Annotated in this window: 15 protein-coding genes and 4 tRNA genes; 10 read left to right on the forward strand and 9 right to left on the reverse strand. The window is 38.0% G+C overall.

Annotation, left to right across the window (positions count from 1 at the left end; translation table 11 throughout):
• Positions 1–3 precede the first annotated feature (3 nt).
• From lepA to O1Q79_RS05845, 3 genes are all read right to left on the reverse strand, one after another.
• On the reverse strand, positions 4–1797 hold the full coding sequence (lepA, locus tag O1Q79_RS05835) for a translation elongation factor 4 (protein ID WP_386690802.1): 1794 nt from the start codon (positions 1795–1797) through the stop codon (positions 4–6).
• Positions 1798–1956: 159 nt separating this feature from the next.
• Complete coding sequence (grcA, locus tag O1Q79_RS05840) at positions 1957–2340, reverse strand: autonomous glycyl radical cofactor GrcA (protein WP_386690804.1); 384 nt, start codon at positions 2338–2340, stop codon at positions 1957–1959.
• A gap of 294 nt (positions 2341–2634) precedes the next feature.
• The gene (locus O1Q79_RS05845) at positions 2635–3495 is read right to left on the reverse strand and encodes a cysteine ABC transporter substrate-binding protein (RefSeq protein WP_132301400.1); all 861 of its coding nucleotides are present in this window, start codon (positions 3493–3495) and stop codon (positions 2635–2637) included.
• 181 nt (positions 3496–3676) lie between these two features.
• On the opposite strand from O1Q79_RS05845, the gene O1Q79_RS05850 reads away from it, so the two are divergent.
• A complete protein-coding gene (locus tag O1Q79_RS05850; protein ID WP_386690807.1) occupies positions 3677–4939 on the forward strand; it encodes a GntP family permease in 1263 nt (420 codons plus the stop codon).
• Between the two features lie 9 nt (positions 4940–4948).
• Entirely contained in the window at positions 4949–6088 is a 1140-nt protein-coding gene (locus O1Q79_RS05855; protein ID WP_386690810.1) for a glycerate kinase, read from the forward strand.
• 57 nt (positions 6089–6145) lie between these two features.
• Here the strand turns inward: O1Q79_RS05855 and O1Q79_RS05860 are convergent, their stop codons facing one another.
• From O1Q79_RS05860 to miaB, 4 genes are all read right to left on the reverse strand, one after another.
• Positions 6146–6910, reverse strand: a complete 765-nt coding sequence (locus O1Q79_RS05860; RefSeq protein WP_386690812.1) for an amino acid ABC transporter ATP-binding protein — start codon at positions 6908–6910, stop codon at positions 6146–6148.
• Between the two features lie 12 nt (positions 6911–6922).
• Positions 6923–7591, reverse strand: coding sequence for an amino acid ABC transporter permease (locus tag O1Q79_RS05865; RefSeq protein ID WP_386690815.1), 669 nt, complete (start codon positions 7589–7591; stop codon positions 6923–6925).
• A 2-nt stretch (positions 7592–7593) separates the two neighbouring features.
• Positions 7594–8253 carry an amino acid ABC transporter permease gene (locus O1Q79_RS05870; RefSeq protein WP_386689665.1) on the reverse strand — a complete coding sequence of 220 codons (660 nt, stop codon included), beginning with the start codon at positions 8251–8253 and terminating at the stop codon, positions 7594–7596.
• A gap of 151 nt (positions 8254–8404) precedes the next feature.
• A complete protein-coding gene (gene miaB, locus O1Q79_RS05875; protein ID WP_386689662.1) occupies positions 8405–9829 on the reverse strand; it encodes a tRNA (N6-isopentenyl adenosine(37)-C2)-methylthiotransferase MiaB in 1425 nt (474 codons plus the stop codon).
• Positions 9830–10006: 177 nt separating this feature from the next.
• Here miaB and infA point away from each other — a divergent pair, with 177 nt between their 5' ends.
• The 3 genes from infA to lnt all read left to right on the forward strand — a co-directional run bounded on the left by infA (position 10007) and on the right by lnt (position 12825).
• Positions 10007–10225: a translation initiation factor IF-1 gene (gene infA, locus O1Q79_RS05880; RefSeq protein WP_132301427.1), complete on the forward strand. Its 219-nt coding sequence runs from the start codon at positions 10007–10009 to the stop codon at positions 10223–10225.
• Positions 10226–10380: 155 nt separating this feature from the next.
• Complete coding sequence (gene corC / locus O1Q79_RS05885) at positions 10381–11283, forward strand: CNNM family magnesium/cobalt transport protein CorC (protein WP_386689660.1); 903 nt, start codon at positions 10381–10383, stop codon at positions 11281–11283.
• A 9-nt stretch (positions 11284–11292) separates the two neighbouring features.
• Positions 11293–12825, forward strand: coding sequence for an apolipoprotein N-acyltransferase (gene lnt, locus O1Q79_RS05890; RefSeq protein ID WP_386693358.1), 1533 nt, complete (start codon positions 11293–11295; stop codon positions 12823–12825).
• Between the two features lie 75 nt (positions 12826–12900).
• Here the strand turns inward: lnt and O1Q79_RS05895 are convergent.
• Positions 12901–12976 (reverse strand) — tRNA-Ala (locus O1Q79_RS05895).
• Positions 12977–13024: 48 nt separating this feature from the next.
• Complete coding sequence (gene gltX, locus O1Q79_RS05900) at positions 13025–14473, reverse strand: glutamate--tRNA ligase (RefSeq protein ID WP_132301431.1); 1449 nt, start codon at positions 14471–14473, stop codon at positions 13025–13027.
• 182 nt (positions 14474–14655) lie between these two features.
• On the opposite strand from gltX, the gene O1Q79_RS05905 reads away from it, so the two are divergent.
• The 5 genes from O1Q79_RS05905 (at position 14656) to brnQ (ending at position 18339) form a co-directional block, all read left to right on the forward strand.
• Positions 14656–14731: transfer RNA gene (locus O1Q79_RS05905), tRNA-Val, on the forward strand.
• A 68-nt stretch (positions 14732–14799) separates the two neighbouring features.
• A tRNA-Val gene (locus O1Q79_RS05910) sits at positions 14800–14875 on the forward strand.
• Positions 14876–14921: 46 nt separating this feature from the next.
• Positions 14922–14997: transfer RNA gene (locus O1Q79_RS05915), tRNA-Val, on the forward strand.
• Positions 14998–15125: 128 nt separating this feature from the next.
• Positions 15126–17021, forward strand: a complete 1896-nt coding sequence (locus O1Q79_RS05920) for an LTA synthase family protein (RefSeq protein ID WP_386690819.1) — start codon at positions 15126–15128, stop codon at positions 17019–17021.
• 25 nt (positions 17022–17046) lie between these two features.
• Positions 17047–18339: a branched-chain amino acid transport system II carrier protein gene (gene brnQ, locus O1Q79_RS05925; RefSeq protein ID WP_386690821.1), complete on the forward strand. Its 1293-nt coding sequence runs from the start codon at positions 17047–17049 to the stop codon at positions 18337–18339.
• Positions 18340–18343: the final 4 nt, after the last annotated feature.

The following is an 18343-nucleotide window of genomic DNA, read 5'->3' on the forward strand; positions in this document are numbered from 1 at the left end:
TATTTAGTCTTTTCCAACGTGTAAAATCGCCAAAAATGCCTCTTGTGGCACTTCCACATTACCTAATTGCTTCATACGTTTTTTACCTTCTTTCTGTTTCTGCAACAGTTTTTTCTTACGGCTTACATCCCCACCATAACATTTTGCTAACACGTTTTTACGCAACTGTTTTACGGTAGAACGAGCAATAATCTGATTACCAATGGCAGCTTGAATAGCAATATCAAATTGCTGACGAGGAATTAATTCTTTCATTTTTTCCACTAATTCACGTCCACGATAGGCAGCATTATCTTTATGTACAATTAATGCCAGAGCATCTACACGATCACCATTAATCATAATATCCACTCGCACCATATTAGCAGATTGGAAACGTTTAAAGCCATAATCTAACGAAGCATAACCTCGAGAGGTTGATTTTAAACGATCGAAGAAATCAAGTACCACTTCCCCCATCGGAATTTCATAGGTCAACGCAATTTGATTACCATGATACACCATATTGGTTTGCACCCCGCGTTTTTCAATACAAAGAGTGATTACATTACCTAAATAATCCTGAGGCACAAGCATATTACATTCCGCAATCGGTTCGCGAATATCGGCAATGTTGCTTAATGGCGGTAACTTCGCTGGGCTATCAACATAGACAACATCACCATTAGTGAGTTCAACTTCATACACTACGGTAGGTGCGGTAGTAATCAAATCAAGATCGTATTCACGTTCTAAGCGCTCTTGAATAATTTCCATGTGAAGTAAACCTAAGAAACCACAACGGAAACCAAAACCAAGTGCGGTGGAATTTTCAGGTTCATAGAACAACGAAGCATCATTTAGGCTTAACTTGCCTAACGCATCACGGAATGCTTCATAATCGTCCGAACTAATCGGGAATAACCCTGCATAAACTTGTGGCTTCACTTTTTTAAAACCAGGTAAAACTTCTGTAGCGGAATGGTGTTGGTGAGTTAAAGTATCCCCTACTGGTGCACCTAAAATATCTTTAATCGCACAAACTACCCAACCTACTTCGCCTGTTTTTAGCTCAGGAGTATCTACTTGTTTTGGCGTAAAAATCCCAAGGCGATCCACTTGATAAGATTGCCCAGTGCTCATTACTTTGATTTTATCGCCTTTTTTAATTGAGCCATTTTTTACACGAACAAGCGAAACAACGCCCAAATAGTTATCAAACCACGAGTCAATAATTAATGCCTGCAATGGTGCATTCGGATCACCCGCTGGTGCTGGAATTTTTGCCACAATTTCTTCTAATACATCTTCAATCCCAACGCCAGTTTTGGCTGAACAGCGAACAGCATCAATAGCATCGATCCCCACAATATCTTCAATCTCTTCTGCCACACGTTCTGGTTCGGCAGCGGGTAAATCGATTTTATTTAAAATTGGTACCACTTCTAAATTCATATCCAACGCTGTATAGCAGTTCGCTAAGGTTTGAGCTTCTACCCCTTGCCCAGCATCGACCACCAATAATGCCCCCTCACAAGCAGCTAAGGAACGAGAAACCTCATAGGAAAAGTCAACGTGTCCTGGAGTATCAATAAAGTTTAATTGATAAGTTTCACCATTTTTGGCTTTATAGTTTAAGGTTACACTTTGGGCTTTGATAGTAATTCCACGTTCACGTTCAAGATCCATGGAATCCAATACCTGAGCTTCCATTTCACGATCGGATAAACCGCCACAAGTTTGGATCAAACGGTCAGAAAGGGTCGATTTTCCGTGGTCAATATGAGCGATGATAGAAAAGTTACGAATATTTTGCATATAAAATAATTAAATAATAAATTCCTAAAAAGATAATCGGGGAATTGTACCTGAAATAGGCGTTGTAAGCTAGAAGTGCGGTGAAAATTCCAAAGGAATTTTGAAAAAAACACCCCAATCAAAAGATCGGGGTGTTGAATATTGTTTTAGAAAAACAAATTATAGACTTTCAGTGAAAGTACGAGTGATAACATCACGTTGTTGTTCTGGTGTTAATGAGTTAAAACGTACTGCATAACCTGAAACACGAATAGTTAATTGTGGATATTTTTCAGGGTGTTTAACTGCATCTTCTAAGGTTTCACGGCGTAAAACGTTTACGTTTAAGTGTTGACCACCTTCTACTTTTACAGTTGGAGCAACATCAACTGGTAATTCACGATATTCGATTTTACCTAATTCGTTTACTGCCACGATTTGGTCTTCAGCGAAACCACCTTTTGCACATAAACAACGGGCTTCACCTTTGTCACTGTCTAATAACCAGAATGAATTTAATAAATTGTCATTCGCTGCTTGAGTAATTTGAATACCTTTAATCATAAAGTGCCTCCATTTGGCTGTTTATTTAAATAATTGAATTTTTAAATGATGTACAAATTTTATCAAAAAATTTGATGAATTCAACTATTTTTGACATTTATCAAGCTAATCTTATATTAAAATCAAGATAACTTGATCTGCTTCAATATTATTAAGTTAAATAAAATATATTAAAACTTTTTATTAACATTTTTTAAATTATATTTAACAAAATAGGCGCATATAATAATAAAGACCAATCCTAAACACAGAACTGGTCTTTAAAAATCAAATTTACATATTGATTAATTGGAATTATTGATATTCAACCAAAATATCTTTCTCACTAATCGTATCACCATAAACCGGTAACAAGGTTTTTTCATAAGCACGTTTTAATGAACCGTCTTTAGATAATTTTTCCGTTTCAGCATTTAACCATTCCAACAGATCTTTATCCTCCTTACGCACCGCACCGGCAATACTGTCTTGCTCACCTAAGGTTTTAATACCCACGGTAAATCCGGGATTTTCTTTCGCCCAAGCAAATAACAACGTATTATCGTGAGCTAACGCATCACCACGCCCATCCACTAACGCTTGGAAAGTTTCAGTATTTTGTTCAAATTTTAACAATTTGATATTTGGATAATTCTTAGTAAAGAATGCATCTGCTGTCGTCCCTTTATTTACTAACAGGGTTTTGTCTTCAAGTTCTTTGATATCGGTAATGACCGCACCGTCTTTTGATGCCACACCTAATGCCACTTTCATATAAGGTTTGGCGAAATCCACTACTTCTTGACGAGCAGGGGTCACAGTAAAGTTGGCTAAAATAATATCAACTTTATTTGATGTCAGATATTCTACACGGTTAGCCGCTTCTACCAATACAAATTCTACTTTGTTTTCATCGCCCAGCAAATCTTTACTTAAATCTTTGGCAATTTCCACATCAAAGCCTTGGCTTTGACCATTTTGATCCACATAGCCAAATGGCGGTTTGTCGCTAAATACGCCAATGCGAACTTTGCCTGCTTGTTTAATACGATCTACCGCAGAAACTTTGGTTGGTTCAGCTTTAGCAGCTTCTTTACTATTATTATCGCAAGCGGTGATACCCACAGCTAATAATAATGTAGCTAAAAGCGCGGTGATTTTTTTGAAATTTTTCATAGATGATCCTTTTTTAAATAAAATGATTTGGTGAAAATAATTATAAAAAGAATTTTTCTAAAAAAGGAAAGAACTAATCATTATTTAATATATGTTTTTGGAATAACATTGATAAATTATGTTTAATTCATAAAAAAATTTGTTATATTACACGTGAATAATCTGCAAAAAGGAATTTGTGATGATCACAATCTCTGCATTAGGTGCCTTAGTCGCATTAACTGTGGCTATTTTCCTTATTTTGAAAAAAGTCTCGCCTGCTTACGGTATGATTACTGGAGCCTTAATTGGTGGTTTAGTGGGGGGAGCTAATCTGACGGAAACCATCAATTTAATGATCGGTGGTGCTCAGGAAATCACTACTGCAGTCATGCGAATTTTAGCAGCAGGTGTATTAGCTGGCGTACTAATTGAATCTGGTGCTGCAGCAACCATCGCTGAAACCATTGTCAAAAAACTGGGGGAAACTCGAGCCTTATTAGCTTTAGCTATCGCCACACTGATGTTAACCGCTGTTGGTGTATTTATTGATGTGTCTGTTATCACGGTATCACCGATCGCCTTAGCTTTAGCTAAACGGGGCAATCTCTCTAAAATGGCTATCCTAATTGCTATGATTGGCGGTGGAAAAGCAGGCAATATCATATCCCCTAACCCAAATGCTATTGCAGCTTCCGATGTATTTCATATTCCTTTAACATCACTGATGGCAGCAGGTATAATCCCTGCCATATTTGGCTTAATTATAACCTACTTTTTTGCCAAAAACTTAATTCATAAAGGCAATAAAGTCAGTGATAATGAAGTTATCATTCTCGACAGTAACAAACTCCCTTCTTTTTCCGCAGCGATTACCGCTCCACTATGCGCGATCTTATTATTAGCCTTACGTCCATTATTTGATATTGTTATCGATCCTTTAATCGCTTTACCATTAGGAGGTTTAGTTGGATCTATTGCTATGGGAAAAGCTAAACAGAGTAATCAATATGCAATTACTGGTTTAAGCAAAATGGCACCTGTCGCTATTATGTTACTTGGAACTGGCTCTCTTGCCGGCATTGTTAGTCATTCAGGGTTAAAAGATGTATTAATTGATGGTTTAACTGCATCAGGCTTGCCGTCTTATTTGCTTGCCCCTATTTCAGGGGTATTAATGTCTTTGGCAACCGCTTCAACTACGGCGGGAACGGTTGTTGCATCGAATGTGTTTAGTCAAACTCTCATGGAACTCGGCGTGAGTGGTATTGCGGCGGCAGCGATGATTCACGCTGGGGCGACTGTGGGTGATCACATGCCACACGGCTCATTCTTCCATGCCACCAGTGGCAGCGTAAATATGGATATTCGAGAACGGTTAAAATTAATTCCCTATGAAACCGCAATAGGGTTAATGATGACCATAATTTCTACGCTAATTTTTGGTGTGTTTAAATTATTCTAAGGGTAAATCATGAAAATAGTTATTGCTCCTGATAGTTTCAAAGAAAGTTTAACAGCTCTTGAAGTGGCTAATGCCATTGAGACAGGATTTAAAAAAATCTTTCCGCAGGCGGATTATATCAAAATCCCCATGGCAGATGGCGGCGAAGGTACTGTTCAATCCTTAGTGGATGCCACACAAGGGAAGTTAATCCACCTGCAAGTCACTGCTCCACTGGGTAATAAAAATTCCGCCTTTTTTGGTTTATCAGGCGATAAACAAACGGCATTCATTGAAATGGCAGCAGCTTCTGGTTTGCATTTAGTCCCCATAGTACAACGCAACCCACTCTACACCACCAGCTATGGCACAGGCGAATTGATTAATGCGGCTTTAAACTGCGGTGTAAAAAAAGTGATTTTAGGTATCGGTGGTAGTGCAACTAATGACGGCGGTGTTGGTATGTTGCAAGCCTTAGGGGCAAAATTTTTAGATATTCAAGGAAATGAGATTAACTTGGGTGGTGCAAATTTAGCTACCATCGCTAAAATTAATTTAAGTCATTTAAATCCCAAATTACAAGCTGTTAAATTTGAAGTCGCTTGTGATGTTAATAACCCTTTATGTGGTGAAAATGGGGCATCTGCGGTATTCGGTCCACAAAAAGGGGCAACACCTGATATAGTAAAAATATTAGATCAAGCCTTGTTGCATTTTGCTCAAATCGTGCAAAAAGAGCTTGGACTAAAGATTCAAGATCAAGCTGGAGCGGGAGCAGCTGGTGGAATGGGAGGTGGTTTATTGTTACTACCGAATGTTCAACTCAAAGCAGGTGTACAAATTGTAATGGATGCCGTGCATTTAAGTGATTATATTCAACATGCCGATTTAGTGATTACTGGTGAGGGGCGAATGGACGGGCAAAGTATTCATGGCAAAACCCCAATCGGCGTATCCAAAACCGCAAAACGATTTAATAAACCTGTAGTCGCCATAGTAGGCTGTTTACGCAAAGATTATGATGTAGTTTACGATCACGGTATTGATGCGGTTTTTCCGATTATTCGGCAGGTCAATAGCCTTGAAAATATCTTGAAAGCTGGGCGTGAAAACTTAATTTCAACAGCAGAAAACGTGGCGAGATTGTGGAGAATTAAATCATTTTCGTAACAACTGCGGTGTAAAAATTTTAATATTTTTACACCGCACTCTTCGGCGTTAACTTAGCTAAATATTCTCCTCATAATTCACCGCACTTTTCTCATAATTAAGAATATTCAAAAAGGCTTTTGCCCGATCTGTGATGGGATTAGCAAAGAAAAATTCAGGTTTAGATTGCTCAATAATTTCGCCCTTATCCATAAAAATAATACGATCTGCAACCTGTTTTGCAAAGCCCATTTCGTGAGTCACAATCAGCATGGTCATGCCGTCTTTAGCCAGTCCTAAAATTACGTCTAACACTTCTCGCACCATTTCAGGGTCAAGGGCGGCAGTAACTTCGTCAAATAGCATAATTTCTGGATTCATACAAAGGGAACGCACAATAGCAATACGTTGTTTTTGTCCGCCTGATAATTCGCGTGGAAAGGCATTTTTGCGGTCGAATAAGCCAACCCGTTTTAACAATTTATCTGCTTGCCTTTCTACATCTTCCCGTTTGCGTTTTTGTACTTTCATTGGACCAAGCAAAATATTGTCGATCACTGATATATGTGAAAATAATTCATAGCTCTGGAACACCATACCAATTTTTTGACGGGCTTTAACCCACGAAATGTCTTTGCCTAATATACCATTATTTTCTAATCGAATTTCACCACTTTTAATTTCTTCCAAACCGTTAATACAGCGTAGTAGCGTACTCTTACCACAGCCCGAAGGTCCAAGAATTACCACTACTTCACCTTTTTGCACGGAAAGATCTATGCCGTGAAGTGCGGTGACTTCAGCGTAATTTTTGACGAGTTGTTTAATATCTAATAATGCCATAATTTAAAATTCCTAATTGCTCCATTTTGCTTCTAAATATTTGGAAAACAATGACAATGGATAACAAATAATAAAATACAAAAAGAAAATCACGCCGTAAATCCACAAAGCAGCGGACGGATCAGTAAATAGTGATGTTTCAATAATCTGTTGCCCCACTTTAATCACTTCCAACACACCGATTAACATAGCAAGGGAGCTGGTTTTTACCATTCGGGTAAATAAATTTATCGCCCCTGGTGTCACGCGTTTTAAACTTTGTGGCAACAAAATATACACAAAAGTTTGCAGTTTATTCAAGCCCAAAGCATAGGCTGATTCGAGCTGATGTTTTTCAATGGAAGTTAATGCTCCACGCACCAAATCCCCCATTTCAGCTACCCCCCAGAAAATAAACACTACAATACACACCCAAACACCACTCCAGTGAATATTAAACCATTTAGCAAACCCAAAATAGACTAAAAAGAGTAATACTAACAAGGGGATAATGCGTACTACCTCTAAATATAGCTGGCACAAAAAATGCACGGCTTTGTTTTTACTGGTCATCACTACACCAAAAATAACACCTAAAATACACGCAAAAAACACTGAAACAAAGGCAATTTCAGCGGTGATCCATAATCCACCGAGCAAACGTTCTAAATTACTGCCTTGAAATAAAATACCCAACCCCATGACTATGCTCCATATTTAGCTTGACGCAAACGGCGTTCTAAATAACGAATATACAGTGACACGGGCAATAAAATAATCAAATAAAATACCACGAGCAAAAATAAAGATTCGTTAGTTTTATAATCCATTCCGATAATATCTTTTGCCAAAAACATTAATTCTGCCACCGCAACGGCACTGATCACCGATGTTTCTTTCATTAAAAACAAACAGTTCGCTCCCACCGCTGGTGTAGCAATAGCAAAGGCTTGCGGAAAAATCACATAGCGAAAGGCTTGTAAAGGCGTTAGCCCGATACTTAACGCACTTTCAATTTGCCCTTTGGATACGGCTTCCAATCCACCCCGAATGGCTTCCGCCATATAGCTCCCCCCAAGAAAAGCCAAACCGATAATCCCACAGGTAAAACCATCTAATTTAATGCCTACTTTGGATAAACCAAAATACAGAAAAAATACTTGAATTAACAACGGGGTATTACGAGAGAGTTCAATGTAGCTTTTGACCAGCCATTGCAAGCCACGAATTTTGTAGGTTAACACCACGGCACAAAGCAACCCGACTAGCACCGACAATACAATAGCCCAAAAGGACAAATGCAAGGTAAGTAAAGTTGCATCAATAAAACGAGGAACAGCGTTCCAAATATATTGCCAGTTCATAGAAAATAAGAAATGAATTTAAAATAGCTAAAATTATAATGGCTTAATTAGGCAGATAAAAGAACGATTTGATATGACTTAGATAAATTTGATATAAAAACACCGCACTTTGGTTAAAAAAGTGCGGTCTAAATCTGAAGAATTTCAAAAATTAAGCGGCGTACAACCCAACCCCTAACTCATCTTCTTTACGAGTTCGATTAATCACGGCTTGTGGCGATTGAATCACACGTAAGCCCATTTGATCTTCGGTACGAACCACATCACCACGCAAGGAATTGGTATAGACATCGGTGATTTTAATATCCACGAATTTGCCGATCATATCAGGTGTACCTTTGAAATTCACAATGCGGTTGGTTTCCGTTCTGCCAGTGAGTTCCATAATGTCTTTTTTAGATGGTCCTTCAACTAGCACACGCTGTTCGGTACCTAACATGGCTCGGCTAAATTGAGCGGCTTGGTTATTAATACGTTGTTGCAACAGATACAAGCGTTGTTTTTTCTCATCTTCACTCACATCATCAGGCAAATCTGCCGCTGGTGTACCAGGGCGAGCAGAGTAAATAAAGCTAAAGCTCATATCAAAATTCACTTGAGCGATCAGGTTCATCGTGTCTTCGAAATCCTGATCGGTTTCCCCAGGGAAGCCTACGATAAAGTCCGAGCTAATCTGAATATTCGGGCGAACTTTACGCAGTTTGCGAATAATCGCTTTATATTCCAATGCGGTGTGATTACGTTTCATCATGGTTAATACTCGATCCGAACCGCTTTGTACAGGCAAATGCAAGAAACTCACGAGTTCTGGCGTATCGCTGTAAACCTCAATAATATCGTCTGTAAATTCAATCGGGTGGCTGGTGGTGAAACGTAAACGGTCAATACCATCAATCGCCGCCACTAAACGCAGCAATTCTGCAAAGGAACAAATTTCACCGTCAAAGGTTGCCCCACGATAGGCATTCACATTTTGTCCTAACAGGTTCACTTCACGCACGCCTTGCTCGGCTAATTGGGCAATTTCAAACAGAATATCGTCCACTGGGCGACTCACTTCTTCACCACGAGTATAAGGCACAACGCAGAAAGAACAATATTTATTACAACCTTCCATAATCGAGACAAACGCCGTTGGACCTTCGGCTCTCGGTTCAGGCAAACGGTCAAATTTCTCAATTTCAGGGAAACTCACGTCCACCACAGAGCTTTTGCCACCACGAATTTGGTTAATCATTTCAGGCAAGCGATGCAAGGTTTGTGGTCCGAAAATAATATCCACAAAAGGTGCACGATCACGAATATGTGCCCCTTCTTGTGAAGCCACGCAACCGCCCACGCCAATCACTAAATTCGGATTATGTTTTTTCAGCTGTTTCCAACGCCCGAGCTGGTGGAATACTTTTTCTTGGGCTTTTTCACGAATGGAGCAAGTGTTTAACAACAACACGTCCGCTTCTTCCGCTTCTTCGGTGAGTTCCAGACCGTGCGTGCTGAGTAATAAATCTGCCATTTTTGAACTGTCATACTCATTCATTTGACAGCCCCAAGTTTTAATATGTAATTTTTGAGTCATCTTTATAATCTGTATAAATTAAATTCGTTAATAAAGCCATAAAATTGATTGGCAATTAACTGGCTATTGTACTGTTTTAATCGTATTTTATCAAATTAATGCTTTCAGAATAAGCAACAAAATAGTATAATCCGCACGTTTTTTGTATTTATTTTAGAAAAAAGGATTAATCAATTAATGTCTAAAGAAGATTGCATTGAGATGCAAGGTACCATTTTGGAAACCTTGCCGAACACGATGTTTCGTGTAGAACTTGAAAATGGTCACGTGGTTACCGCTCACATTTCAGGTAAAATGCGTAAAAACTACATTCGCATTTTAACTGGCGATAAAGTTACTGTGGAAATGACCCCTTATGATTTAAGTAAAGGGCGTATTATTTTCCGTGCGAGATAATATCACGCAAGCCAACAAAGCTCGAAAATTTCGAGCTTTTGTTTTTTGCCAAAAACGCATTAAAAATCTACCGCACTTTTCGTTCTGCTAACCTTTTCTTTGTATGCAAAATATGCTAATTTCAACAGTACAAATATCAAACCAATAAAAATACTATGGACGAACACTCGAATAACGCAACACAAACAGATAGTTTTCAAAAAAAATCTTTCTTTCAATCCTTGTTTGGTCGCTTTTTTCAAGGCGAACTGAAAAACCGTGAAGAATTAGTCGAAGTCATTCGCGATTCTGAACAAAATGATCTCATCGACCAAGATACTCGTGAAATGATCGAAGGGGTGATGGAAATCGCTGAACTTCGGGTGCGAGATATTATGATCCCTCGAGCTCAAATCGTGTTTATTGAAAATGATCAAGATCTCGAAAGTTGCCTTGACACCATTATTGACACGGCTCATTCTCGCTTTCCCGTCATCACTAACGAACGAGATAATGTCCTTGGGATTTTGCATGCCAAAGATCTGTTGCAATTTCTGCGAGAACAGCCCGATGAATTCAATATGCAAGCGATTTTACGCCCTGCTGTGATTGTGCCAGAAAGTAAACGTGTCGATCGAATGCTGAAAGATTTTCGTACTGAACGTTTTCACATGGCAATCGTGGTGGACGAATTTGGTGCTATTTCAGGTTTAGTGACGATTGAAGATATTTTAGAGCAAATTGTCGGCGATATTGAAGATGAATTTGATGAAGAAGAAGTGATTGCCAATATCCGCCAACTTTCTCGCCATACTTATGCAGTGCTGGCTTTAACTGATGTTGATGATTTTAATCAAAAATTTGGCACCAATTTTGCCGATGAAGAAGTAGATACTATCGGTGGTGTGATCATGCAAGCCTTTGGTTATTTACCAAAACGAGGTGAAGAAATTACGCTGAATAATATTCATTTTAAAGTGACATCAGCAGATAGTCGTCGCATTATTCAGTTGCGAGTTACAGTGACAGATGAACAGCTTGAAAGCATCAACGCTAGCCAAGATGAAACAGAAGAATAAACCCTTATGATACACAGATTTTTACCTTATCTAATAGCCCTCATCACAGGCTCAATCGGTGTATTTGCCTTTTCCCCTTTTGATTACTGGGGAATTGCCTACATCTCAATGCTGGGTTTACTCTATGTGGCAAAAAATCCCCATAAAAAAACCGCACTTCAAGCCAGCTTTTTATGGGGAGTAAGTTTTTTTAGCATTGCGACCAGCTGGTTACACGTCAGTATTCATCAATTTGGTGGCTCGCCCCTATGGTTAAGTTATTTTTTAGTCTTCGTTCTCGCCTGTTATTTATCGCTTTTTCCCTTATTATTCACCTATCTAGTTCAACGTTTTAAAGTCGTAAGCCCTGTTATTTTGGGCACAATTTGGACATTTAGCGAATTTCTACGAGGTTGGTTATTTACAGGTTTCCCATGGCTACTGTTTGGCTATACGCAAATTGATACTCCTTTTGCAGGAATTGCCCCCATTTTTGGTGTCACTGGCTTAACCTTTTTTGTAGTATGGCTAAGTGCGGTTATTTTTAATGCTATTTCTGCTATCACTCAGCAACCACAAAAAATCAAGTTTGCTTTATTCAATATTCTACTGGGTATCAGCGTTACTGGCGTAGTTTCCTTTGCCAAAACCAATTATGCCACATCGCTGGAAAATAAAGCCATTACAATTACACTGGCACAAGGCAATATTGAACAATCCTTAAAGTGGGATCCTGATTATCTGCAATCTACCTTACAAATTTATGCCAATTTAATTCGTCCTAATTTAGCCAAATCTGATTTAATTATCTTGCCAGAAAGTGCGTTACCTGCCTTAGAAGAAAGCATTCAACCATTTTTTGATGAACTCAATCAAGCCAGCCAACACTCAAAAACAGATATTATGATTGGCACGGTTCACCGTGATGAAAGCAGCGGAAAATTATTTAACTCTATCGCATTAGTTGATGGCAATTATTCGTCTAATACGGCTCAACGTTATAATAAACATCATCTGGTTCCCTTTGGCGAATATGTGCCTTTAGAAAGTCTATTACGACCACTTGGCTCAGTGTTTAATTTACCCATGTCGGCATTTCAAAGTGGTGATAACATTCAACCTGATTTAATCAGCAAAGATCGCCGTTTTATGGGAGCTATTTGCTACGAAATTATCGAAAGTAGTCAATTACAGACAAATTTAAAAGATGATACTGATTTTATTTTAACCATTTCTAATGATGCGTGGTTTGGCGACAGCTATGGTCCTTGGCAACATTTTCAAATGGCAAGAATGCGAGCGTTAGAATTAGCTAAACCAGTGATTCGAGCAACAAATACGGGGATTACTGCATTTATTGATGCACAAGGAAAAGTCATTCGCCAAGCACCACAGTTTGTGCAAACTACGTTGACTGAAAAAATTGCTCCAACAATAGGAAAAACACCCTATGCTGTTTTTGGCAATAAACCTTTATACGCATTGTTAGTATTATTTGTTTTATTGCGAGTTATAGGTAATTTTATTCAGAAAAGAATAGCATCACGACTAAATCATAGCTGAAGTTACATGACATACCATTATATTATGGTAAAAGTAAAAACCCGTATCAAGGAATTGATACGGGTTTTTAAAATTTGGTGGAGATAATCGGGATCGAACCGACGACCTCTTGAATGCCATTCAAGCGCTCTCCCAACTGAGCTATATCCCCGAAAGTGGCGTTATGATAAATTCCGCCACGTGTTATGTCAATAGAAAATTAACCTTTATTTTGAATAAATTCAATCGCTTTTTGAATTCTGGCTAAAGTGCGGTCTTTTCCAACAAGTTTTGCTGTAATATCCATCGACGGTGACTGCCCTGAACCAGTGACCGCTAAACGGAATGGCATACCCACTTTACCCATACCGATGTCTAATTCTGTTGCCGTGTCATTCATTGCTTGATGAATATTTTCCACTGTCCAATCCTCCGGAACAGAAAGTGCGGTTAATTTTTCCAATAATTTTGTTAACGGTACAATCGCTTCTGGTTTAAAGTTTTTTGCCACCGCTTTTTCATCATAGCTGTCAAATTCTTGATAAAAATAACGACTTTGTGCGGCTAATTCTTTCAACGTTTTCGCTCGTTCCCCTAATACAGGAATAAGCTCGGCTAAGGCTACGCCATTTTCATAAGGAATACCTTGATCTTTCATGTGCCATGCAAGATGTTTTGCCACATAATTAGGATCTAAACTACGAATATAATGCTGATTTAACCATTGCAATTTTTCTGTATTAAAAGCACTAGCGGATTTACTGACCGAATGAAGATCGAATAATTCGATCATTTCTTCACGTGAAAAAATTTCTTGATCACCATGTCCCCAACCTAAACGCACTAAATAGTTAATTAATGCTTCGGGTAAATAGCCATCATCACGATATTGCATCACACTCACCGCACCATGACGTTTAGACAATTTTTGACCGTCATCACCATTAATCATGGAAACATGAGCATAGGTCGGCACGGGGGCATTTAAGGCTTTTAAGATATTAATTTGACGTGGTGTATTGTTAATATGATCTTCACCACGAACTACGTGGGTAATTCCCATATCCCAGTCATCGACTACTACACAGAAATTATAAGTTGGTGAGCCATCTGTACGGCGAATAATCAAGTCATCTAACTCGCTATTACTAATTTCAATACGACCACGCACCGCATCATCAAAAATCACTGAACCCTCTTGTGGATTTTTAAAACGAATCACATGCGGTTCATCAGGGGAATGGCTATGATCATGCAAACAATGACGATCATACTTAGCCTTTTCTTTGTTGTTTTCTTGCTGAGTACGTAATTCATCTAAACGTTCTTTTGAACAGTAACAACGGTAAGCCGTCCCCTCTTCTAACATCTGATCAATCACTTGATTGTAACGGTCAAAACGTTTAGTTTGGAAGTAAGGACCATGATCCCAAGCTAAATTTAACCATTCCATCCCCTCTAAAATAGCTTGTGTTGCCTCTGGGGTTGAACGTTCTAAATCGGTATCTTCAATACGCAACACAAATTCACCGTTATTATGTTTAGCGTATAACCATGAATAAAGTGCCGTTCTCGCCCCGCCTACATGTAAATAGCCTGTTGGACTGGGTGCAAAACGAGTACGAACTTTTACATTAGGATCTAAGGGAAATAAATTTTCAATCTTCATTTGTTGACCTTTCTTATTCTTATAAAATTTGCGGACTATTGTACCTTCTTTTCTTATTTTGCTTAACTGAATTTTTGGTTTTATGCCTATTTTTAAGACAATTAAACCATTTTTTGCAGAAATAGATTGACTGAAATTCAAGAATACTTATAATGCAATCCACAACGCAAACAGCGAAGCAAGGGCGATTAGCTCAGTTGGGAGAGCACCTCCCTTACAAGGAGGGGGTCACTGGTTCGAGACCGGTATCGCCCACCACTTTTCAACTAAATTAAGATAGTGATTAGTACCTTGCTTTCGTTTATGTGTTCTCCTGTTGTTTAAGTGGGCGATTAGCTCAGTTGGGAGAGCACCTCCCTTACAAGGAGGGGGTCACTGGTTCGAGACCGGTATCGCCCACCACTTAAACAAACCAATCTACAAACAGACTTTTATAGCTGTTATCGTAGGGCGATTAGCTCAGTTGGGAGAGCACCTCCCTTACAAGGAGGGGGTCACTGGTTCGAGACCGGTATCGCCCACCACTTTGATTATATTTTTAGATAAGATTGAGTAAAATAGAGTGTTATTTCTAAACCTTGAAACGCTTATCGTTACGCTTTATTTGGTATTTTTTTATTTACTAGGTTTTGCATTATTCCATCGTGAAGTCATGATAAAAACTTTCGTAACAAAAGAAATACGAGAAAGTCAGCAATATGCACCGCACTTTAAACGATTACGCATACTGGGCATGCGATTTGATGCCAAATATATAGCTATTATTTTATCTATCCCCTTTCTTATCGGTTCATTATTCAGTTTTATTAATACTCGCCAATCTGTCAATGCCTGGTTCTTGTCCAGCTATATTTTTATTATTTCCTTTACTTTCATCAGTATCATCATTGGTAATTATTTTTATTTCAAAACCTATCAAAATTACTATGATATTTTCATGTTCGGACTAAAAGAAGATGATACTCAAGCCGTGCTTAAAAATATCTATGACGATTATCCTGTGATTAAAGTGTTGTTTTTATGCCTTATTTTAGCCTATCTTCCTTCTATCTTTAGTTATTATGCCATCCAAAATCAATATTTCTCTTTTTCAGACAATATTCTTATACTCACTTTAGTTTACATAATTACTTTACTAGGTATCGCATTCTTAGCTCGTGGAACGATTCGCTCTTTACCATTAGGGAAATCCCATGTTCAAGTTTCTACGTTGGCTATTTTAAATAAAATGGTGCCTAATGGGATTGTTGCAATGGAATGGGCGTTTAAAGATAGAAAACGAGAAATCACATTCGAACCAGTAGATCTTAAAACTGGGCATACCTTAATGCAAATAGCATTACAAAAGGATTCTTTGCTAGACAGAATACCGCAATCAGATTATTTAGCCAACACCCGTCCAAATGTGGTACTAGCTTTGATGGAAAGTCTTGCGATGAATTGTCTGGTATTAGACGATCCAATCCATAACGACCTACTAGGAAAACTCCGCCCATTTTACGACAATAGTTTTACTTTCAAACGTTTTTTATCTTCATCCTGTGGCACTGCCCCAAGTTTGGCTTATCTCTATTTTAATAGCCCGATACAAAATATTAGTCAATCTATCGCACAAAAAACACCATTAGCTCATACCCCATTTTTAGTCTATAAAAAACAAGGCTACAAAACTATTTTTATTACCTCTGGTAACATTATGTGGCGTAATTTGGGAAATTATCTTCCTTTACAAGGTGTAGATGAGATCTACGATCAAAACCATATTATTGACGTTTTCCCCGAAGCACGTAAAACCCTATCTTACTGGGGAATTGCAGATGAATTTGCTTTTGCGTTAGCCGAAAAATGCTTGCTAGAAAATGATGAACCAGTATTTATTAACATTTTAACCATTACCAATCATCCGCCATATCAAGTGCCTAACCATTATCAAACCATGCCGATTCAACCGCATTTGCTGGAAAATAGATTTGGTAAAAATAATGAAGAACGAAGCAATATGCTGAGTACATTTCAATATGCCAGCAATGCATTAGGGCAATTTATGCAAAACATTACCCAAAGTGCGGTGAAAAATAAGACTATTTTAGCTGCAACGGGCGATCACCATGTAAGATCGCTTAGTGCAAAACTACCTGAACAATATTTCATTGCTCATGCGGTTCCTTTTATCTTGCATATTCCAGATGAAATACAACAAAATCTGAATATTACCTTTGATCCCAAACGAATAGGATCACATAAAGATATTATGCCAACCCTTTATTCTGTGAGCTTATCCGATATAGAATACTGGAATTTGGGTGGACAAAATCTTTTAGCGCCATCGGTTAATTCTTATTATAATTTTGCCTATAATGAGCACATATGGGCGGATAATAATGGCATTATTTGCCATTCAGATAATCTAACAAAATATACTTGGAAAGATGATATGCTAGTTGCAGATGAAGCTAACCTATCTACGGCTGAAGAAGCCAATAAAATTAATGCCTACAAAAAATTACTATTTTGGCAAATAAACTTTCAAATAAAAGGTTCAAATTAACCCTATAACAATAATGAGAAATTTTATGAACAAAAACACCTTTATCGTCGGTTTTATGCTTTTCGCCATCTTTTTTGGTGCCGGAAATTTAATTTTCCCACCTAAATTAGGGTTAGAAAGTGGTGAACACATTTGGCTTGGAGCCTTAGGTTTTATCGTCACTGGCGTAGGCTTGCCGCTATTAGGAATTATCGTTAGTGCATACTATTCCGGTGGTTATAGTAAAGCTCTAAAACAAATCCATCCTTGGTTCTCCTTATTCTTTTTAAGTGCGATTTACCTAAGTATTGGTCCATTTTTAGCTATTCCACGTACTGCCGCAACATCTTTTGAAATTGCACTACAACCCTTTTTACAAGGTGAAACAGAAATTCCACAGCTGATTTTCACCGCACTGTTCTTTATTTTATCTTTATGGTTAGCTCTGAGTCCATCCAAAATGGTGGAGCGTGTAGGTTCTATTCTAACACCGGCTTTACTTATTTCAATCGCCGCCTTAGTGATTAAAGCAGTTTTTGCTTTATCCGATATTAACTATGTAACATCCGCTACCACTACTGAATCCATGTTTTTTAAAGGTTTTGTATCTGGCTATTTAACTATGGATGCATTAGCATCTGTGGCTTTTTCAGTCATCGTCATTTCAGCGATTCAATCAAAAGGTGTCAACCAAAAACAACTGGTACAACAAACTATCTATGCGGGAATCATTGCGGCAGGAGCATTAGCATTAATTTATGTTTCATTAGCTTGGATTGGTAGTAAATCCCATCTGAGTGAGCAAGCCTTAGCTTATATTCAAGAAAAAAATCTGGATATAGGAACCTATCTACTGAATAATATTGCACAACAAACCTTTGGTGATCTTGGTCGCATGATTTTAGGTATTATCGTTACTTTGGCTTGTTTAACTACATCTATTGGTTTAATTGTATCGGTAAGTGAATATTTTTATGAAATTTACCATAAAATTTCGTATAAATTTTATGCATTACTTTTTACTGTCATTAGCTTTATTATTGCTAATCAAGGACTCAGTACAGTACTTAGTAAATCGGTTCCGGTGTTATTAGTATTATATCCAATTGCTATCACTGTAATTTTACTCATGTTCATCAATATTTTCACTAAATTACCATTACTTGCTCAACGTATGTCTATCGGATTAGTCTCCATTATTTCTCTCTGCTCCGTATTAGAGATAAATTTCACTGCACAATTACCGTTAAAAGCATACTCTATGGAATGGGTTATTTTTTCTATTAGCGGATTAATATTGGGATATATTCTGGATATAATGGTTAGAAAAAGAGCATAACATA

The sequence above is a fragment of the Lonepinella sp. MS14434 genome (assembly GCF_042468235.1).
Classification (GTDB): Bacteria; Pseudomonadota; Gammaproteobacteria; order Enterobacterales; family Pasteurellaceae; genus Lonepinella.